This window comes from Amycolatopsis sp. NPDC004368 (genome assembly GCF_053602515.1).
Genome location: NZ_JBSGDT010000010.1, coordinates 48507 through 67428 on the forward strand (window position 1 = coordinate 48507; position 18922 = coordinate 67428).

Sequence of the window (18922 nt, forward strand, 5' to 3'; positions counted from 1 at the left end):
CGGTTCCCCCCGCCCGGGCGCGGGCGCGGTGGCAAGATGCTCACGGGCGGGGTTTACCGGACCGGGCGCCGGTCAGGCCGGACGAGGGGACCAAGGGGAGCGGAACTGGTGGAGGACCACAAGATCGTCCAGCGGAACGTCGCGCTGCAACGAGAGTGGTACGGCGAACCGCTGGGTGACCGGGTGCGCAGGCTCGTGGTGGCCTTCGACATCTCGCAGGCTTATCTTGCCGAGGTCCTGGGCATCAGCGCCCCCATGCTCAGCCAGGTGATGAGCGGTCGGCGCGCCAAGATCGGCAACCCCGTGGTGCTCGCCCGCATGATCATGCTCGAACGCAAGATCCTCGTGCCCGACGTCGCCGCGGGCAACCGCGATGCGATGCAGGCGGCCCTGGAGGACGTGCGCGACTCGCGGCCCACCGTCGGGCGCGACAACATCCCCGTGGGCTCCGACGAGCGGCTGGTGCTGGCCGCGCTGCGCGAGGTCGCCGAGGACGAGGACCTCACCGAGGCCGCCAAGCGCCTCGACGACGACTTCCCCATCCTGGCCGAGCTGCTCCGCCGCGCCGGGGCCAGCCAGTAGTTCCCGTGCGACTGTTCACGGCGCTGGTGCCGCCGCCCGACGTCGTGGCCGCGGTGGCCGCGGTGCTGGGCGAACCCGGTCCCGGCCTGCGGTGGTCCGCGGCCGAGGACTGGCACGTGACGCTCGCGTACTACGGCGAAGACGACCCGGACGAGCGGGTCGCCGACCTGGTGCCCGCCCTGGCCGGGCGCACCTCCGTCGACGTCCGCCTCACCGGTCCGGGAACGTTTCCGGGCGTGCTGTGGTTGGGCGTGGCAGGGGAGGGTCTCGCACGCCTTGCCGAGGCCGCCGGAGCGGACCGGGACGACCGTCCGTACCGGCCCCACCTCACGCTGGCGCGGTTCGCCCGCGACCGGCCGTCCGCGGCCGAGCCGTGGGCGCGGCGGCTGGCCGGGTTCGCCGGCCGCAGCTGGACCGCCGACGAGGTGGTGCTCATGGGCGGCGCCGGCACACCGGGCCCGCGGTACCGGGTGCTGCGGACGTTCCCGCTGAGGCCGCAGCCGAACGTGAACCGCGCCTGAAGGCACTGATCACACGGCTGGTAACCTCGACAATCGGGTCCGGCTGCAGTCCGTGGCGGCCGTGACCGACTACCCGGCCGCGCAGCGTGGTTCGGGCCCCACGGCACTGATTCAACGAGGAGCAACACCAGTGGCGCTGTCCACCGAAGAGAAGAAGTCGATCCTGACCGAGTACGGCGTGCACGACTCGGACACCGGATCCCCCGAGGCCCAGGTCGCGCTGCTGACCAAGCGCATCGTCGGCCTCACCGAGCACCTCAAGGCTCACAAGCACGACCACCACTCGCGTCGCGGGCTCCTGCTGCTGGTCGGCCGTCGCCGCCGGCTGCTGAACTACGTGATGAAGGTGGACATCGAGCGCTACCGGTCGCTGATCCAGCGACTCGGCCTGCGCCGCTAGCGTGACCCGAGGGGGAGTGACCGGCCTGGTCGCTCCCCCTCGGTGCCAGAAGAGAAGAAACGGCGCGAGCGCGCTGGAGGATCCGTCCGCCGGTCCTCGGTAGTGGTTCCCGGGTGGTGACCCGGGGGCTTCGATCGAAGACCGGCCACACTCCTCGAGCGTCCGCAGGCGAAGCAGGTCCCAGGGTGGGAGACTCGCGCCGGACGAAGCACAAAAGAGGAGAAACACCCTATGACCGACTCCACCGGAGTCACCGTGCACGAGACCGAAGCCGTGATCGACAACGGCCGGTTCGGCACCCGCACCGTGCGTTTCGAGACGGGCCGCCTGGCCAAGCAGGCCGCCGGCTCCGTCGTCGCGTACCTCGACGAAGAGACCATGCTGCTCTCGGCCACCACGGCGTCGAAGCACCCGAAGGAGCACTTCGACTTCTTCCCGCTGACCGTGGACGTCGAAGAGCGGATGTACGCCGTGGGCCGCATCCCCGGCGCGTTCTTCCGTCGTGAGGGCCGCCCGTCGACCGACGCGATCCTCACCGCCCGCCTGATCGACCGCCCGCTGCGCCCGTCGTTCACCGACGGTCTCCGCAACGAGATCCAGGTCGTCATCACGGTCCAGAGCCTCAACCCCGAGGACCCGTACGACGTGCTGGCGATCAACGCCGCGTCGGCGTCCACCCAGATCGCGGGCCTGCCGTTCTCCGGCCCGGTCGGCGGCGTGCGCGTCGCCCTGATCGAGGGCCAGTGGGTCGCGTTCCCGACCTGGTCACAGCTCGAGAAGGCCACGTTCAACATGGTCGTCGCCGGCCGCATTGTGAACACAGGCGGTGATGGCTCTGCTGATGATATTGCGATCATGATGGTCGAGGCCGAGGGCACCGAGCAGACGCTCGACCTGATCGCCGCCGGCGGCAAGGCGCCCGACGAGGCCGCCGTGGCCGAGGGCCTCGAGGCCGCGAAGCCGTTCATCCGCGTGCTGTGCGAGGCGCAGCAGCGCCTGGCCGCCGAGGCCGCGAAGCCGACCGGCGACTTCCCGCTGTACCCGGCCTACCAGCCGGACCTGTACGAGGCCGTCGCCGCGATCGCGGCCGACGACCTGGCGAAGGCGCTGACCATCGCCGGCAAGCAGGACCGCGACGGCGCGACCGACGAGGTCAAGGCCACCGTGCTGGCGAAGCTGGGCCTGGGCGAGGGCGAGGCCTTCGAGGGTCGCGACGGCGAGGTCGGCGGCGCGTTCAAGGCGCTGACCAAGAAGATCATGCGCCAGCGCGTGCTCACCGAGAAGATCCGCATGGACGGCCGCGGTCTCACCGACATCCGGTCGCTCTCGGCCGAGGTCGCCGTGATCCCGCGCGCCCACGGCTCGGCGCTGTTCGAGCGCGGTGAAACCCAGATCCTGGGCGTCACCACGCTGAACATGCTCCGCATGGAGCAGCAGATCGACTCGCTGTCGCCGGAGACGACGAAGCGCTACCTGCACCACTACAACTTCCCGCCGTTCTCCACCGGCGAGACCGGTCGCGTCGGTTCGCCGAAGCGGCGCGAGATCGGCCACGGCATGCTCGCCGAGCGCGCCCTGGTCCCGGTCCTGCCGAAGCGCGACGAGTTCCCGTACGCGATCCGCCAGGTCTCCGAGGCGCTGGGCTCCAACGGCTCGACCTCGATGGGCTCGGTCTGCGCGTCGACCATGGGTCTCTACAACGCCGGTGTGCCGCTGAAGGCGCCGGTCGCGGGCATCGCGATGGGTCTCGTCTCCGACGAGGTCGACGGCGAGACGCGCTACGTCGCGCTCACCGACATCCTCGGTGCGGAAGACGCCCTGGGTGACATGGACTTCAAGGTCGCCGGCACCAAGGACATCATCACCGCGCTGCAGCTCGACACGAAGCTCGACGGCATCCCGTCGGAGGTCCTCGCGGCCGCGCTGAAGCAGGCGAAGGACGCCCGGCTGACCATCCTGGAAGTCATCGCCGAGGCGATCGACGGCCCGGACGAGATGAGCCCGTACGCCCCGCGCGTCACCTCCGTGAAGATCCCGGTCGACAAGATCGGCGAGGTCATCGGCCCGAAGGGCAAGATGATCAACTCGATCACCGAGGAGACCGGCGCCGACATCTCGATCGAGGACGACGGCACGATCTACGTGGGCGCGGCCGACGGCCCGTCGGCGGAGGCGGCGATCGACAAGATCAACGCCATCGCCAACCCGCAGCTGCCGAAGGTCGGCGAGCGCTTCCTGGGCACCGTGGTGAAGACGGCCGCGTTCGGTGCGTTCGTCTCGCTGCTGCCGGGCAAGGACGGCCTCGTCCACATCTCGAAGCTGGGCAACGGCAAGCGGATCGCCAAGGTCGAGGACGTGGTCAACGTGGGCGACAAGCTCCGCGTGGAGATCGCCGACATCGACAACCGCGGCAAGATCAGCCTGATCGTGGTCAAGGAAGACGACGCGGCTCCGGCCGAGGGTGCGGACAAGCCCGAGGCCGAGAGCGCCGACGCCTGACCCTCGACTCTGTTCTTGAAGAAAGCGACCAGTACCGATCCGGCCAAAAGTAGGCGGGTCCGCAACGGGACGTAGTCTTGTCAGGTAAGCGTTCCCGCCGTGACTGCGGCCGGATCGGTACTCAATGGCACAGCCCGTCGAAGGCCTCCTCGTGGAACCTCGCGAGGAGGCCTTCGCGGCATCGTGAGTAAGGAACCCATGGCACGGCAGGTTTCCGGGCACGAGCAGCCCGTCGGCAGCACCCGCACGCTCGAGTCCACTCCGGACGGTGCGGTCGTCAGGCGGAGCGTGCTCCCCGGCGGGCTGCGGGTGATCACGGAGTACGTCCCCGCGTCGCGCTCGGCCACGGTGGGGCTGTGGGTGGGCGTGGGTTCGCGCGACGAGCCGCTCGCCGTCGCGGGGGCCGCGCACTACCTGGAACACTTGCTGTTCAAGGGAACCAGCAACCGCGACGCCACGCAGATCGCCGAGGAGATCGACGCCGTCGGCGGCGAGTTCAACGCGTTCACGGCGAAGGAGCACACCTGCTACTACGCGCAGGTGCTCGACGCCGACCTGCCGCTGGCCATGGACCTCGTGACCGACGTGGTGTTCGAGGCGCTGTGCACCGACCGCGACATGGACACCGAGCGCAGCGTGGTCCTCGAAGAGATCGCGATGCGCGACGACGACCCCGAGGACCTGCTGCACGAGACGTTCGTGGGCGCGATCCTCGGCGAGCACCCGCTCGGCCGGCCGGTGCTGGGCACCGAGAAGTCCATCACCGACATGTCACCGGTGGCGTTGCGCGGGTTCTACAAGCGCCGCTACACGCTGCCGCGGATGGTTCTCGCGGTCGCCGGCAACGTCGAGCACAACCAGGTGCTTCGCTTGGTGCGCAAGGCTTTGGGCGACCGGCTCAACGGCGCGGGCATCCCGGTGGCGCCGCGCGCGGGCCGCGCGCGCATCCAGGCGGCGCCGAAGCTCGCACTGCACACCGACGACACCGAGCAGGCCCACGTGATGCTCGGCCTGCGCTCGCTGCCGCGCCACGACGAGCGCCGCTTCGCGCTGTCGGTGCTCAACGCGGCGCTGGGCGGCGGCATGAGCTCGCGGCTGTTCCAGGAGATCCGGGAACGGCGCGGGCTCGCGTACCAGGTGTACTCGTCCACGGCGAGCTACGCCGACACCGGGCACCTCGCCGTGTACGCGGGTTGCCAGCCGGAGCGCCTCGGGCAGGTCGCGGGCGTGATCCGCGAGGTGCTCGACGGCGTCGCCGCCGACGGGCTGTCCGACGCCGAGGTGGCGCGCGCCAAGGGACAGCTGCGCGGCGGGCTCGTGCTCGGGCTGGAGGACACGTCGTCGCGCATGTCGCGCATCGGCAAGAACGAGCTGAACTACGGCCGTTACCTGGGTGTGGACGACACCGTCGCCCGCATCGACGCGGTGACGACCGACGAGGTGTGTGCGCTGGCTCGCACTCTGCTGCGCCGCCCCGGTGGGGTGTCGGCCGCGGCGGTGGTGGGGCCGTACGCTCACGCCGACGACCTGCCGGACGATCTGCACGAGGTGATCGCGTCATGACCGAGTCCCCGATCCGCGTCGGCGTGCTGGGTGCGCGCGGGCGCATGGGTGCCACGGTGGTCCAGGCCGTCGAGGGCGCCGCGGACCTGAAGCTCGTGGCGGCGCTCGACGCGGGCGACGACCTCGCGACCCTGGGCGAGGCCCAGGTCGTGGTGGACTTCACCCACCCCGATGCCGTGATGGACAACCTGCGGTACCTGATCGCGCACGACCTGCACGCCGTGGTCGGCACGACCGGCTTCGGCGAGGAGCGGCTGGCCCAGCTGCGTTCACTGGTGGCCGAGAAGCCTTCGGTGGGCGTGCTGATCGCGCCGAACTTCGCCCTCGGCGCGGTCCTGGCGATGCGCTTCGCGGCGCAGGCCGCCCGCTTCTACGCCTCGGCCGAGATCATCGAGCTGCACCACAACCGCAAGGCCGACGCGCCGTCGGGCACCGCGGCGCACACCGCGCGGATGATCGGCGAGGCCCGCGCGGCGGCCGGCCTCGAACCGGGCGCGGACGCCACGACGTCCGGATTGGACGGTGCCCGCGGGGCGCGCGTCGCCGACGTTCCGGTGCACTCCGTGCGCCTGCCCGGGCTGGTCGCGCACGAGGAGATCCTGTTCGGCGGCGAGGGGGAGACCCTGACCATCCGGCACGACTCGCTCGACCGCACGTCGTTCATGCCCGGCGTGCTGGTCGGCGTGCGTTCGGTGGTGTCGCGCCCCGGCCTCACGGTCGGCCTGGAGAACGTGCTCGACCTGTGAGGGCCCGCAACGTCGCGCTGCTGCTGACCGCGGCGCTGCTCGTGTACCTGGTCCTGCTGGCGGACCGGGGCGTGGAGCTGTTCGCCACCGGCTCGCCCGAGGGCATCGCGCTCGGCGTCGGCGTGTTCGTGCTGCCGCTGCTCGGCGTGTGGATCGTGGTGGCCACCTGGCGCTCGGGCCTGCAGATCCAGCGCCTGTCCCGCCGCCTCGACGCCGAAGGCGGGCTGCCCGACGTGTCGGACCTGCCGCGCCGCCCGTCGGGCCGCGTCGACCGCACCGCCGCCGACGCCTGGTTCGAGGGGCGTCGCGCCGAGGTCGAGGCCGACCCGGACGACTGGCGCGGCTGGTACCGCCTGGCCTACGCGTACGACATCGCGGGCGACCGGCGCCGTGCCCGTGCGACGATGCGCAAGGCCGTGGATCTGGAAGCCGCCGAGCGCGGGAAAACCGGGGGCGCGGCGGAGTAGGGGTTCCCGTTCCGCCCTGGGTGGGCTTGGGTGTTCTCCGTGCAGCCGACCCAGTGCGGCCGACCCGTGCAGCCGGCTCAGTGCAGCCAGCCCGTGAACACCGCCGGTGCCGCCGCGAGCAGGCTGAACCGGATCCAGCGCCCGGCGAGCCCGGCGGTCAGGAACGTGACCAGCCGCATGCGGACCATGCCCGCCAGCACGCTCGTCGCCATGAAGGGCGGCAGGCCGAGCAGCGAGCTGACGCCGTAGGTGCCGGTCATCCAGTGCGGGTGGCGCCGGCAGCGTTCGCGCAGGGCTTCGATCTTCGAGCGGAGCACCTTGGTGCGCCGGTGCCAGCGGTCTCGTCGGGCGCTGGGCGGGCGTTCGCGGTGGAGGCGGTCGTGCAGGAACGCCGGAAGCCGGATGGACCCGCGGGCGGCGAGGAAGTAGAAGAGCTTGCCGGCCATCTGCCCGACGGCCACGGCGGCACCGAGCCACAGCCAGTGCGGGTTGTGCTGGCTCGCGCAGAGCCCCACGACGAAGAGCTCGGCGTTGACCAGCGGCACGATGGCCGAGCCGAACGCGACGCCGAGCGTGAGGAACAGCCAGCCCATCGTGCCTCCCCCCTGATGCGAGTGATCCTCGTCATTCGAGGCTAGCAGTCGTCACGAAAAGGTCACGGGGGTTAACCCCCCTGTTCCGGCGGGGGCCGACCCCAGAAGATCACCTGGACGTTCGGTGGCGGACACCTCGGCCTGTCACCATACGGACGTGACCGACGTGCCCTTCGCCGATCGCTTCGCCGGGTTCTGCGCGGCCGTCGTCCGGATCCTGCCCTTCGGGCTCTCTCGGTTCATTGCGCCGAGCTTTCTCGGGTTCGTCCTCATCAACGGCTTCACGTTCGGCGTGGACCTCGGGTTGCTCACGGTGCTGCACGGCGGCCTCGGCTGGCCGGTGTGGCTGGCGATCAGCGTGTCGTACGTGATCGCGTTCGGGCTCAGTTTCGTGCTCAACCGCGCGCTGAACTTCCGCTCGCACGCGCCCGTCGGGCGGCAGGCGGTGCTGTACGTGGTGGCGATCGGCGTGAACTACGCGGCGTTCCTGCTGGGCGTCGGCGCGGGACTTTCGGCGTTGGGCCTGGAATACCACGTGTCGCGCGTCGTCGCCGGGGCGTGCGAGGGCGTGTTCATGTACTCGGTGATGCGGTGGGTCGTCTTCGCGAAGCGCGAAGAGCCCGCGGTCAGTGCGTGAGCTCCAGCTGCAGCGTGCCGGTGAGGCGCACTTCGCGCAGCGTGCCGCGGCCCGTGTCGAGGGTCCGGACGGTCCCGTCGGGTGCCCAGCCCGCGCGGCGGTAGAAGCCCAGCGTCGCGTGGTCGGACTGCGCGACCCACGTGACGCCGCGCTCGAGCCCGTCCGCCCGCAGGTCGCCGGCGGCCGTGCCCAGCAGGCGCCCGGCGTGCCCGCGCCGGCCCCAGCGCGGTTCGACGACCAGCGTCGCGATGAGCGCGGTGGTGGCGGCGTCGGCGGGCGCGGTGCCGTCTGCGGTGGCGATCTCGTCGACGGGGGCGAGCCCGGCCACGCAGTAGCCCACGGTGAACTCGCCTTCGAGCGCGAGGTACACCTTCGTGCCGGGGAACTCGATCGTCTCCGCCCACGTGCCTTCGAGGTCGGCCGCGTCGAGCGCGTCGATGGCCTCGGCGCCCAGCAGGTCGGTGTAGGCCGCCCGCCAGGTGAGTCTCTGGATGCGGGCGATCTCCGGGGCGTCGGACAGGCTCGCGGGACGGACTTCGGCGGCACTCACGCGGGGGAATCTACCGCCCGCGCTCGCGGAAACTGTCGGGGGCAGCTGGCACCATGGTCGGATCATGCAGACCATCAGCCTTCACTCGGCCCGCCGCACCGCGCTGGCCGCCCAGGGGTTCGCCGACGCGCGCCCCGCCGCGCCGCCCACCCGTCGGCACCTGGCGAAGGTGCTTTCGCGGGTCCAGCTGCTGCAGCTGGACTCCGTGAACGTCGCCGTGCGCGCGCACTACATGCCGGTGTTCTCGCGCCTGGGCGCCTACGACCAGGCGCTCGTCGACGACGCCGCCTGGGCCGACTCCGCGCGCAAGCCGCGGATGCTCGTGGAATCGTGGGCGCACGAGGCCAGCCTGCTGCCCGTCGAAGACTGGCCGCTGCTGCGCTCCGGCGCCAAACGCGACGGCTGGTGGCGCAACTACACGCGCGTGGTCGAAACCGTGCCGGGCCTGATCGACGACGTGCTCGCCATCGTCAAGGAAGACGGGCCCATCGGCGCGGGCGCCATCGAGAAGGCGCTGGAGGCGGAGGTCGCCGGGCGCGGTCCCGGGGCGTGGTGGGAGCGCTCGGTGGTCAAGAAGGCGTGCGAGTACCTGTTCGGCCTCGGCCGGCTGTCCACGGGCACGCGCCGCTCCTTCGAACGGCTCTACGACCTCACCGAGCGGGTGGTGCCCCCGGCCGTCCTGTCCCGCCAGGTGTCGCGCGAGGAGGGTGCCCGCGGCCTCATCGACCGTTCCGCGCGCGCCCTCGGCGTCGCCACGGAAACCGACCTGCGCGACTACTACCGCCTCGGCCCCGACGTCGCCCACCAGGCGGTCGCCGACCTCGTCGAGCAGGGAGTGCTGGAACCCGTGCAGGTCCGTTCGTGGCGCGGCGTCGCCTACCGCCACACGGCCGCCCGCACGCCGCGCGCGGTGACCGGCCGGGCCCTGCTGTGCCCCTTCGACCCGCTCATCTGGGAACGCGCCCGCACCGAACGGCTTTTCGGCTTCCGCTACCGCATCGAGATCTACGTGCCGGAGCCCAAGCGCGTCCACGGGTACTACGTCTTCCCGTTCCTGCTGGACGGCTCGCTGGTCGCGCGCGTGGACCTGAAGTCCGACCGCGCCGCGGGAGTGCTTCGGGTGCAGGGCTCCTTCGCCGAGGAGGGCGCCGACGTGCCCCGGGTGGCCGCGGAGCTGGCGGGGGAGCTGGCGCACATGGCGGAGTGGCTCGGGCTGGACGGCGTCGCGGTGGGTCCGCGGGGTGATCTGGCGGGTCCGCTGGCGAAGGCGGTGCGCTGAGCGACGCTACGAGCACTCGCGGGTGCGGCCGGGCCTGCGCCACGGTGCAGGGGACAGGCCGCCTTTCGCGGAGGTCGGCCGAGCGTGTCTCGCGCAGGTGAGTGAGGTCTACGGGGTGGTCGCGGTGCGCTGAGCCGGGGCGGTGCGGCACGCGGCTTTCCCGGTCGCCGAAGCTCGACGGTGCGGAGCCGGTGTCGCGAGTCGACTCAGTCGGAACGTCCTGTCGCACAAGCGGTTCGCAAGCGCGGACGCGAAGCGGCGGACCGGCCCGGATGCCTCGGGCCGGTCCGCCGTCTCCCCCTTTCAGCCGGCCGCGCGGGTCACCAGCGCGTTGCCGGTGCCGGTGCGGGCCCGGACGCGCAGGGTGGCGCCCGCCTCGGGCGGCACGTCGGAGACTGCCAGCTCGCTGTGCACGCGGCCCGCGGAGGAGGCCAGCTCGACTTCGGCCGCGACGCCGCGGCGGATGCCGATGCGGACTTCGCCCGAGCCGGTGATGAGGTCGACCGAGCCGGAGGCCGCTTCGGCGACCGAGAGGTCACCGCTGCCGGTGCGGGCCATGACGTCGCCCGCGACGGAGCCGAGCCAGACGTTGCCCGTGCCGGTGGCGAGCGTCGCCGAGCCGGAGACGGCGGCCGCCTCGACCGAGCCGCTGCCGGTGCGCAGCTGGAGGCCGGCCGGGGTGGGGCCGAGCTTCACGCGGCCGGTGCCGGTGCGGACCACGGCGGCGCCGTCGGCCGCTTCGAGGGTGACCTCGCCGGAGCCGGTGAGGATGTCGGCGCGCCCGGCGGTGCCCGTGACCGTGACGTCGGCGGCGCCGGCGCGGACCTCGACGTGCGAGCCCTTCGGGGCGTGCACCGTGACGGCCACCGGCACGTTGCGCAGCTGCCACGCCTTCGCCGCCCGCACCACGATCCGGTTGCCGGTCTTCTCGATGCGCGCCTGCGCCACCGCGTCGGCCGGGGAGGCGTCGGCGGTCACGCCCAGCTGGTCGCCGAACCGTTCGCCGACCCACGACAGCAGGTTGTTCACGCCGCTGACCCACGGCGGCTGCTCGCCGGCGTCGTGGCGCAGCTCGACGCGGGCACCGGACTCGCGGTCCAGCACCAGCTCGACCCGGCCGATCGTGACGCCGACGTCGAGCTCCAGCGGGCCGTCGGCCTCGAACTCCTGCGAACGAAAACCAGGATCGTCCGAAGTGGACTGTGCCGCCGAAGCGGCCGACTCGACTGCTTCCTCCGCGGCACCGGCGATCGCTTCCTCGGCGAACTCCGGGTCAGGCCGTTCGGTGCTCTCACTCATGGTTGCCTTCCCCCTCCTAGCCTTCGACCCAGCCGTGCAGCTTGGTCTCCGAGCGGCCGCCCTGGTGGTGCCGCTGCTGGTGGTGCTGCGCCTGTCCGAGCGCCCCCTGCACGGCCTGGGCGACGAACGTGTTGAGCGAAACCCCCTGCGCGGCCGCCGCCTGCTCGGCCTGGCCCTTGATCTGCTCCACGAGCCGCAGGGTGATGCGCGAGATGTCACCGCCGTCGATCGGCGGCGCCGGCGGCGCCGGCGGGGGCGACGCGGGCTGTTCGGCGCGAGGCGAGTGCTCCGGGGCGCCCGTCACGACCACCCGCACGTCGCGGCCGTCGAGCCGGACGTCCACGACCTGGCCCGGCAGGGCCGCGGTCACCTCGGCGGCCAGGTCGGCCAGCGCGGTCATCAACGTGAGCCGCACCGAGGGTTCGAGAGCGGAGGAAAGCAGTGCGGCCGTGCGCCGGGTCTGCTCGTCCCCGGCGGAGGCCGTGTTCGCGAGGTCTTCGCGAAGGTTCGCGATGTACGGCGTCAGGTCCATGACGCCACTATGACGTCATCGGTGACATCAGTCAAGGACACGGTGACATCACCATGGTGTCGCGCAGCGGCGCGGTTACAGTTGCGGCCGGGAATCGCAGCGAAAGGGGAGTGCCGACGTGGTCGAGACCGTGTCGCCCAGGGTGCAGCTGGTCGGGAAGACGGAGTTCTCCCCGCCGGAGGACGTGCCGTGGTCGACGGACGCCGACGGGGGCCAGGCGCTGGCCGAGTTCGCCGGCCGTGCCTGCTACCAGTCGTGGCAGAAGCCGAACCCGAGGACGGCCACCAACGCCGGCTACCTCGACCACATCATCGAGGTCGGGCACCTTTCGGTGCTGGAGCACGGATCCGTGAGCTTCTACATCACCGGTATCTCGCGCTCGCTCACCCACGAGCTGATCCGCCACCGCCACTTCTCCTACTCGCAGCTCTCGCAGCGCTACGTCCCCGAGCGCGACGCCGCGTTCGTCGAGCCCGACGTGATCGCGAACGACCCCGGGCTGCACGAGAAATTCGTCCGGGCCACGCAGGCCAGCGTCGACGCCTACACCGAACTGCTCGCCGGCCTCGAGGACAAGTTCGCCGATTCGCCCACCGCCACCCTGCGCCGCAAGCAGGCCCGCCAGGCCGCCCGTGCGGTGCTGCCGAACGCCACCGAGACCCGCATCGTCGTCACCGGCAACTACCGCGCCTGGCGCCACTTCGTGGCCATGCGCGCCACTGAGCACGCCGACGTGGAGATCCGCGAGCTCGCCATCGAATGCCTGCGGGAACTGCAAAAGGCCGCGAGCAACGTGTTCGCGGACTTCACCATCTCGACCCTGCCCGACGGCACCGAGGTCGCCACGAGTCCGAAGGTGCTCGAAGGCTGATGAAACGACTCGCGATCGACGTCCGCCCGGGCGACTACTCCGTGGTGCGCCTGCCCGCCGACGCCCCCGTGCCCGCGGACCTGCTCGACCCCGCCGGACCCACGCTCGTGTCCGTCACCCGCACGCCGGAAGAGCTTTCGGTGATCTGCCCGACCGGCCGCGAGCCCTCGGGTGGTGTCGTCGAGCACGGCTGGCGGCTGATGAGCGTGCGCGGGCCGCTCGAGTTCACGCTCACCGGTGTGATCTCGGCGCTGGCCTCGGAACTCGCCGCGGCCGGGGTAGCGCTGTTCTCACTGTCCACTTTCGACACCGACCACATCCTCGTGCGCGCCGCCGAGCTCGATCGGGCCGTGAAGGCGTTCCGCGACGCCGGCCACGAGGTCGGCCTCCCCGCCTGAACCGCCGGGCCGAATCGTCGAGCGCCGGCCGTCGTCCAATCGGGCACAGCGCCGGTGCCGTGGCCGAACACACCTTGCTTCCGAAAGTTCGGCATGCCTAAACTTCGAGTTGGGATACCCGACAGGCGGAGGGTGACGACATGGCGGTGGCGGAAGCGGTCCGGCCGCGGGGGCGCCTCGCCCGCCTGCGCGCGGGCTCGGCGCTGCTGGGCCCGGCGTTCGTCGCCGCGGTGGCGTACGTGGACCCGGGCAACGTCGCGTCGAACATCAGCGCGGGCGCGCGGTTCGGGTACCTGCTGGTGTGGGTCATCGTCGCGGCCAACCTGATGGCCGTGCTGGTGCAGTACCTGTCGGCGAAGCTCGGCCTGGTCACCGGGCGCTCGTTGCCCGAGGCACTGCGCGAACGGCTGCCGCGCTCGGCTCGGCTCGCGTACTGGGTGCAGGCCGAGGTGGTCGCCGTGGCGACGGACCTGGCCGAGGTCGTCGGCGGCGCCATCGCGCTGTACCTGCTGTTCGACTTGCCGCTCCTGGTGGGTGGTGTGATCACCGGGTTCGTGTCGTTGACCTTGCTCGCGGTGCAGGACCGCGGCGGCCAGCGCACGTTCGAGCGCGTCGTCACGGGCCTGCTCGCCGTGATCGCCATCGGCTTCCTGGCGAGCCTGTTCGTGGAACCACCCTCGGCGGCGGGGGTCGCGAGCGGGCTGCTGCCGCGCTTCGACGGCACCGACAGCGTGCTCATCGCCGCCGCGATGCTCGGCGCCACGGTGATGCCGCACGCGGTGTACCTGCACTCCGGCCTCGTCCGCGACCGCCACGGCACGCCTGCGCCCGAGAAGCGCCGCCGGCTGCTGCGCGCCACGCGCTACGACGTCGGTTTCGCGATGCTGCTCGCGGGCGCGGTCAACCTCGGCATGCTCCTGCTCGCCGCCACCAACCTGCAGGGCCTGCCCGGCGTCGACTCCATCGAGGGCGCGCACAGTGCCGTCGCCGCCGCGCTCGGCCCCGCGGTCGCGCTGTTGTTCGCGATCGGGCTGCTGGCCTCGGGCCTGGCGTCCACCTCGGTCGGTGCCTACGCCGGAGCCATGATCATGCAGGGCCTGCTGCGCAAGAGGTTCCCGATCCTCGTGCGCCGGCTCGTCACGCTCACCCCGGCGATCCTCGTGCTCGCACTGGGCGCCGACCCGAGTGCCGCGCTCGTGGTGTCGCAGGTGGTGCTGTCGTTCGGCATCCCGTTCGCGCTCGTGCCGCTGATCCGCCTGACGTCCGACGAGCAGCTCATGGGCGAGGACGTGAACCGCCGCGCGACGACGGTGGTGGCCTGGTGCGTCGCGGCCGTGATCATCACGCTCAACATCGCGCTGATCTACCTCACCGTCACGGGCTGAACCCGGCGGAACCGGCCTGCTCCTCGCGCGGTCCGACTAGCATCTGCGCGACCCCGAACGAGGAGCCCGGCCCAGTGACCGACGAACAGACGCGCCCGTACGACCCGACCCGTCCGGCGCCCGGGCCGCGGCTCGTCGCCGGCCGGTACCTGCTGCTGGGCGAGCTCGGCCGCGGTGGCATGGGCGTGGTGTGGCGGGCGCAGGACCAGGTGATCGGCCGCCAGGTGGCGGTCAAGGAGCTGCACCTGCCGGACGCCGAAAGCCAGGCGGTCTTCTCCGAACGGGTGCTGCGCGAGGTGCGCACGGGTGGCCGGCTCAACGACCCCGCCGTGGTCACGGTCTACGACGTGGTCACCGACCACGGCGCCACCTTCATCGTGATGGAGCTCGTCGAGGCGCCGACGCTGGCCGACCTGGTGCGGAGCCAGGGGCCGATGCCGGCCGCGCACGTCGCGGTGATCGGCGACCGCGTGCTCGCCGCGCTGCAGGCCGCGCACGCCGCCGGGATCGTGCACCGGGACGTGAAGCCCGCCAACATCATGGTGGCGCCCGACGGTCGCGTGAAGCTCACCGATTTCGGCATCGCGCACGCGATCGACGACCCGCGCCTCACCACGAGCGGCGTGATCGTGGGCTCGCCCGCGTTCATGGCACCCGAACGCGTCGAGGGCCGCGAGGCCATGCCCGAGTCGGACCTGTGGTCGCTGGGCGCCACGCTGTTCTTCGCCGTGGAGGGCGTCGTCGCATTCGAGCGCGCCACCACGGCCGCGACGCTGCACGCGATCATGACCGAGGTCCCGTACCTCACGCGCGGCCAGGGTCCGCTCGCCGCGGCGATCCTGGGGCTCCTGGTGGCCAAACCGCAGGCCCGGCTCACCGCCCCGCAGGCCCGCACCCTGCTCGCCACCGCCGCCGGCCAGCCGCCCACCCCGCCGTCGGGCAGCACCGCGCCCACCGGCGTCACGATGCCCACGCGCCCGGCCGCGTCGCCTGCCGGGAACTCGCGCCGCGGCTGGTGGCTCACCGGCGCGGCCGTGCTCATCGTCGCGGCACTGGTCGGCGGGTTCTTCCTCGGCAAACCCGTGTGGACGCCGAAGGTCGACCCGCAGCTGCAACCCACCGTCACCTACGGTCCCGACGGTTTCCTCAAGGCGGAGATCGGCGTGTCCTACCGCTGCTTCAACGCGGCGGTGCAGCAAGGCGTCGTGATCAGCGACGACAACAGCGCGACGTGCGACAAGAGCCACACCCTCGAGGTCTACGACGTCGGCGACGTGCTGCCGACCGAGAATTTCAGCAGTGACGACGCGAAGCTCGCGGCCTACCCCGGGCTCGAGGCGGTGTCCAGGCTCGCCGAGGCGCGCTGCGCGGCGTCGTTCCACTCCTCGGTGGTGCCGGAGGCCCAGCGGGCGGGCCTGACCTACCAGGCGATCGTGCCCACCCAGAAGCAGTGGGAGCTCGCCCCGCCCAACGACTACAGCCAGCCGAGCCGGGACTTCTTCTGCGTGTTCGCCAAGCCCGGCAACGCCCAGATCCCGGCGCAGATCACCACCAAGGTCAAGTAACCGCGCGAGAAGTTCCGCCCGGCGCCCGCGTACCCGGGAAAATCTCCGATCTTCACCAGGTCGGGCCCGGGTTCACCCGTTCGACGAGGTACCGTCAACACCATGTCCACTCCACCCACCGCAGCGCCCGGACGTCCGTTCGGCCGCGTGCTCACCGCCATGGCCACGCCCTTCGACCGCGACGGCGCGCTGGACCTGAAGCGGGCCCAGGAGCTCGCCGAGCACCTCGTGGAGCTGGGCAACGACGGGCTGGTCGTCAACGGCACCACCGGCGAGAGCCCCACCACGAGCGACGACGAGAAGGCGACCCTGGTCCGCGCCGTCGTCGAGGCCGTCGGCGACCGCGCCACCGTGGTGGCGGGCGCCGGCACCAACAACACGGCGCACAGCGTCGAGCAGGCCCGTGCCGCCGCCGAGGCGGGCGCCCACGGCCTGCTCGTGGTCACGCCGTACTACTCGCGCCCCAGCCAGGCCGGCCTGTTCGCGCACTTCACCACGGTCGCGGATGTCACCGACCTGCCGGTGATGCTCTACGACATCCCGCCGCGCTCGATCGTGCCCATCGAGGTCGACACGCTGCTGCGGCTGGCCGAGCACCCGCGGATCGCGGCGGTGAAGGACGCCAAGGGTGACCTGATCGCCGGCTCCGAGGTCATCGCCAACACGCAGCTTGCCTACTACTCGGGTGACGACGGCCTGAACCTGCCGTGGATCTCCGTCGGCGGCGTCGGTGTGGTCAGCGTGATCGGCCACGTGGTGGCCGGGCGGATCCGCGCGATGATCGAGGCCTACGAGAGCGGTGACACGTCCACCGCGCGCACCAACCACCGCGGCATGCTGCCGGTGATGCGGGCGATGTCGCGCGTCGGCGGCGTCGCGTTCGCCAAGGCGTCGCTGCGGCTGCGCGGGTTCGACATCGGCGACCCGCGGCTGCCCGTGGTGCCCGCCACCGAGGAGCAAAGTGCCCTGATCGCCGCCGATCTGGCCCAGGGCGGCGTGCCGCTGGGCGACAGCGGGGCCGGAGACTGGCATGGTGCACGGGTGGCACAAGCGGATTCCCAGGCGGCCTACGTCGCCCCCACCTCACACACCAGCGTTGGGACCTTGCCCCGGTGAGCTCACTTCCCCCCGGACCCGGACCCACGAACCTCCCGCCCGCCCTGCCCGAAGGCGCCCTGCGCGTCGTCGCGCTGGGCGGCATCGGCGAGGTCGGACGCAACATGACCGTCTTCGAGTTCGACGGCCGGCTGCTGATCGTCGACTGCGGCGTGCTCTTCCCGGAGGACGACCAGCCGGGCGTCGACCTGATCCTGCCCGATTTCCGCGCGATCGAGGAGCGGCTCGACGACATCGACGGCCTCGTGCTCACCCACGGGCACGAGGACCACATCGGCGCCGTGCCGTTCCTGCTGCGCCTGCGGCCCGACGTGCCGATCTACGGCTCGCGCTTCACCAACGCGCTGCTCGCGGCCAAGGCCAAGGAGCACCGCCAGCGGCCCAACCTCATCGAGGTGCGCGAAGGCGAGCGGCGCAAGGTCGGCGCGTTCGACCTCGAGTTCTTCGCCGTGAACCACTCGATCCCCGACGCGCTCGCGGTCGCCATCCGCACGCCGGCCGGGGTCGTGCTGCACACCGGTGACATCAAGCTCGACCAGCTGCCGCTCGACGGCCGCCTCACCGACCTCGCGGGCTTCTCGCGCCTGGGCGACGAGGGCGTGGACCTGTTCTGCGTCGACTCGACCAACGCCGAGGTGCCGGGCTTCGTGATGCCGGAGACCGACATCGGCCCGGTGCTCGACGACGTGATCCGCAAGGTCGACCAGCGGGTGATCGTCGCGTGTTTCGCGAGCCACGTGCACCGCGTGCAGCAGGTGCTGGTCGCGGCCGAGCGCCACGGCCGCCGCGTGGCGTTCGTGGGCCGCTCGATGGTCCGCAACATGGGCATCGCGGCCGAGCTGGGCCTGCTGGACGTGCCCGAGGGCCTGCTCGTCGACCTCGACCAGGCCAGCACCCTCCCGGAGAGCAAGGTGCTGTTCGTGTCGACCGGTTCGCAGGGCGAGCCGCTCTCGGCGCTCTCGCGCATGGCGCGCGGCGAGCACCGGCAGATCTCGATCCGCGCCGGCGACACCGTGGTGCTGGCCAGCTCGATGATCCCCGGCAACGAGACCGCCGTGTTCGGCGTGGTCAACGGCTTGACCCGGCTCGGCGCCAACGTCGTGCACCAGGGCAACGCCAAGGTCCACGTGTCCGGCCACGCGTCGGCCGGTGAGCTGCTCTACCTGTACAACGCGGTGCGCCCGAGCAACGTGATGCCGGTGCACGGCGAGTGGAAGCACCTGCGGGCCAACGGCGAACTGGCCATCCGCACGGGCGTGTCGCCGCAGAACGTGGTGATCGCCGAGGACGGCGTGGTCGTGGACCTCGTTGACGGCAAGGCCTCGCGGACCGGGCGCGTCGAAGTGGGCCACGTGTACGTGGACGGCTTGTCGGTGGGAGACGTCGGCGAGTCGACCCTGTCCGACCGGCTGGTGCTGGGCGAGGGCGGGTTCATCTCGATCAGCGTCGCCGTCGACTCCAGCACGGGCCGCGCGATGAGCAGCCCGACGGTGTCCGGCCGCGGCTTCTCCGACGACCCGAAGGCGCTCGACACCGTGGTGCCGCTCGTGGAGATGGAGCTGGCGCGCACGGAGGCCGAGGGCATCACCGACACCCACCGCATCGCGCAAGCGGTGCGTCGGGTCGTCGGGCGCTGGGTCGCCGACACCTACCGGCGTCGGCCGATGATCGTGCCGACGGTCATCCCGGTCTGAGTTCACCGGTTTCACGAACCGCCGCCGCTGCCCGGTTTTTCAGGGGAGCGGCGGCGGTTTATTCGTGTCCGATCAGCGGGTGATGACGGCGATGAGCAACGCGAAGGCGACGACGGCCCCCTGACGGGCGAGTGCGTTGCGGGCCTTGCGCTGCTCGGTCCTGGTCGGTGTGCTCACGGCTGCCCCCTTTTCTCGTCGTGGCACCCATGGTCGCGCTCCGCGCGC

18 protein-coding genes and 1 pseudogene are annotated in these 18922 nt (G+C 71.7%); 15 read left to right on the forward strand and 4 right to left on the reverse strand.

All coding sequences use genetic code 11. The features are described 5' to 3' along the window. Positions 1-108: 108 nt before the first annotated feature. From ACWEOE_RS16795 to ACWEOE_RS16825, 7 genes are all read left to right on the forward strand, one after another. Positions 109-582 carry an XRE family transcriptional regulator gene (locus tag ACWEOE_RS16795; protein WP_452009577.1) on the forward strand — a complete coding sequence of 158 codons (474 nt, stop codon included), beginning with the start codon at positions 109-111 and terminating at the stop codon, positions 580-582. Between the two features lie 5 nt (positions 583-587). After that, positions 588-1103: an RNA 2',3'-cyclic phosphodiesterase gene (gene thpR, locus ACWEOE_RS16800; RefSeq protein ID WP_452009580.1), complete on the forward strand. Its 516-nt coding sequence runs from the start codon at positions 588-590 to the stop codon at positions 1101-1103. Positions 1104-1233: 130 nt separating this feature from the next. Continuing rightward, positions 1234-1503: a 30S ribosomal protein S15 gene (rpsO, locus tag ACWEOE_RS16805; protein WP_326837240.1), complete on the forward strand. Its 270-nt coding sequence runs from the start codon at positions 1234-1236 to the stop codon at positions 1501-1503. A 231-nt stretch (positions 1504-1734) separates the two neighbouring features. After that, positions 1735-4002: a polyribonucleotide nucleotidyltransferase gene (locus ACWEOE_RS16810; RefSeq protein ID WP_452009584.1), complete on the forward strand. Its 2268-nt coding sequence runs from the start codon at positions 1735-1737 to the stop codon at positions 4000-4002. A gap of 198 nt (positions 4003-4200) precedes the next feature. Continuing rightward, a complete protein-coding gene (locus ACWEOE_RS16815; RefSeq protein WP_452009587.1) occupies positions 4201-5565 on the forward strand; it encodes a M16 family metallopeptidase in 1365 nt (454 codons plus the stop codon). Beyond that, positions 5562-6311, forward strand: coding sequence for a 4-hydroxy-tetrahydrodipicolinate reductase (dapB, locus tag ACWEOE_RS16820; protein WP_452009590.1), 750 nt, complete (start codon positions 5562-5564; stop codon positions 6309-6311). Before ACWEOE_RS16815 ends, dapB begins: the two co-directional genes overlap by 4 nt. Beyond that, positions 6308-6778 carry a hypothetical protein gene (locus tag ACWEOE_RS16825; protein WP_452009593.1) on the forward strand — a complete coding sequence of 157 codons (471 nt, stop codon included), beginning with the start codon at positions 6308-6310 and terminating at the stop codon, positions 6776-6778. The genes dapB and ACWEOE_RS16825 overlap by 4 nt, the downstream gene beginning before the upstream one ends. Positions 6779-6855: 77 nt before the next feature. Here the strand turns inward: ACWEOE_RS16825 and ACWEOE_RS16830 are convergent, their stop codons facing one another. Continuing rightward, positions 6856-7371: a hypothetical protein gene (locus ACWEOE_RS16830; protein WP_452009596.1), complete on the reverse strand. Its 516-nt coding sequence runs from the start codon at positions 7369-7371 to the stop codon at positions 6856-6858. A gap of 157 nt (positions 7372-7528) precedes the next feature. On the opposite strand from ACWEOE_RS16830, the gene ACWEOE_RS16835 reads away from it, so the two are divergent. Further along, positions 7529-8008, forward strand: a complete 480-nt coding sequence (locus tag ACWEOE_RS16835; RefSeq protein WP_452009598.1) for a GtrA family protein — start codon at positions 7529-7531, stop codon at positions 8006-8008. Here ACWEOE_RS16835 and ACWEOE_RS16840 read toward each other — a convergent pair. Then, a complete protein-coding gene (locus ACWEOE_RS16840; RefSeq protein ID WP_452009600.1) occupies positions 7998-8558 on the reverse strand; it encodes an N-acetyltransferase family protein in 561 nt (186 codons plus the stop codon). The two genes, ACWEOE_RS16835 and ACWEOE_RS16840, sit on opposite strands and share 11 nt — an antisense overlap. A gap of 64 nt (positions 8559-8622) precedes the next feature. Between ACWEOE_RS16840 and ACWEOE_RS16845 the strand changes: the two genes are divergently transcribed. Further along, positions 8623-9837 (forward strand): winged helix-turn-helix domain-containing protein, encoded by a 1215-nt coding sequence (locus ACWEOE_RS16845; RefSeq protein WP_452009603.1) that lies wholly within the window; start codon positions 8623-8625, stop codon positions 9835-9837. Positions 9838-10140: 303 nt separating this feature from the next. On the opposite strand, the gene ACWEOE_RS16850 is transcribed toward ACWEOE_RS16845, so the two are convergent. Continuing rightward, positions 10141-11136 (reverse strand): DUF4097 family beta strand repeat-containing protein, encoded by a 996-nt coding sequence (locus tag ACWEOE_RS16850; protein ID WP_452009606.1) that lies wholly within the window; start codon positions 11134-11136, stop codon positions 10141-10143. 16 nt (positions 11137-11152) lie between these two features. Next, positions 11153-11668, reverse strand: coding sequence for a toxin-antitoxin system HicB family antitoxin (locus tag ACWEOE_RS16855; RefSeq protein ID WP_452009609.1), 516 nt, complete (start codon positions 11666-11668; stop codon positions 11153-11155). Between the two features lie 118 nt (positions 11669-11786). Here ACWEOE_RS16855 and thyX point away from each other — a divergent pair, with 118 nt between their 5' ends. The 6 genes and pseudogenes from thyX (at position 11787) to ACWEOE_RS16885 (ending at position 18697) form a co-directional block, all read left to right on the forward strand. Next, positions 11787-12539, forward strand: a complete 753-nt coding sequence (thyX, locus tag ACWEOE_RS16860) for an FAD-dependent thymidylate synthase (RefSeq protein ID WP_452009612.1) — start codon at positions 11787-11789, stop codon at positions 12537-12539. Beyond that, entirely contained in the window at positions 12539-12937 is a 399-nt protein-coding gene (locus ACWEOE_RS16865) for an ACT domain-containing protein (RefSeq protein ID WP_452009615.1), read from the forward strand. Before thyX ends, ACWEOE_RS16865 begins: the two co-directional genes overlap by 1 nt. Positions 12938-13074: 137 nt before the next feature. Next, positions 13075-14322: pseudogene (locus ACWEOE_RS16870) on the forward strand (Nramp family divalent metal transporter); the annotation flags it as partial. 74 nt (positions 14323-14396) lie between these two features. Continuing rightward, complete coding sequence (locus ACWEOE_RS16875; protein WP_452009618.1) at positions 14397-15887, forward strand: protein kinase domain-containing protein; 1491 nt, start codon at positions 14397-14399, stop codon at positions 15885-15887. A 102-nt stretch (positions 15888-15989) separates the two neighbouring features. Beyond that, positions 15990-17003, forward strand: coding sequence for a 4-hydroxy-tetrahydrodipicolinate synthase (dapA, locus tag ACWEOE_RS16880; RefSeq protein WP_452009621.1), 1014 nt, complete (start codon positions 15990-15992; stop codon positions 17001-17003). Beyond that, positions 17000-18697, forward strand: coding sequence for a ribonuclease J (locus ACWEOE_RS16885; protein ID WP_452009624.1), 1698 nt, complete (start codon positions 17000-17002; stop codon positions 18695-18697). The genes dapA and ACWEOE_RS16885 overlap by 4 nt, the downstream gene beginning before the upstream one ends. Positions 18698-18922: the final 225 nt, after the last annotated feature.

Excerpts from the sequence above, each read along its gene's own strand:
- ACWEOE_RS16850 (WP_452009606.1), bottom strand. The coding sequence starts at position 11,136 with ATGAGTGAGAGCACCGAACGGCCTGACCCGGAGTTCGCCGAGGAAGCG.
- ACWEOE_RS16865 (WP_452009615.1), top strand. The coding sequence starts at position 12,539 with ATGAAACGACTCGCGATCGACGTCCGCCCGGGCGACTACTCCGTGGTG.
- ACWEOE_RS16810 (WP_452009584.1), top strand. The coding sequence starts at position 1,735 with ATGACCGACTCCACCGGAGTCACCGTGCACGAGACCGAAGCCGTGATC.
- ACWEOE_RS16855 (WP_452009609.1), bottom strand. The coding sequence starts at position 11,668 with ATGGACCTGACGCCGTACATCGCGAACCTTCGCGAAGACCTCGCGAAC.
- ACWEOE_RS16845 (WP_452009603.1), top strand. The coding sequence starts at position 8,623 with ATGCAGACCATCAGCCTTCACTCGGCCCGCCGCACCGCGCTGGCCGCC.
- ACWEOE_RS16815 (WP_452009587.1), top strand. The coding sequence starts at position 4,201 with ATGGCACGGCAGGTTTCCGGGCACGAGCAGCCCGTCGGCAGCACCCGC.
- ACWEOE_RS16830 (WP_452009596.1), bottom strand. The coding sequence starts at position 7,371 with ATGGGCTGGCTGTTCCTCACGCTCGGCGTCGCGTTCGGCTCGGCCATC.
- dapA (WP_452009621.1), top strand. The coding sequence starts at position 15,990 with ATGTCCACTCCACCCACCGCAGCGCCCGGACGTCCGTTCGGCCGCGTG.
- dapB (WP_452009590.1), top strand. The coding sequence starts at position 5,562 with ATGACCGAGTCCCCGATCCGCGTCGGCGTGCTGGGTGCGCGCGGGCGC.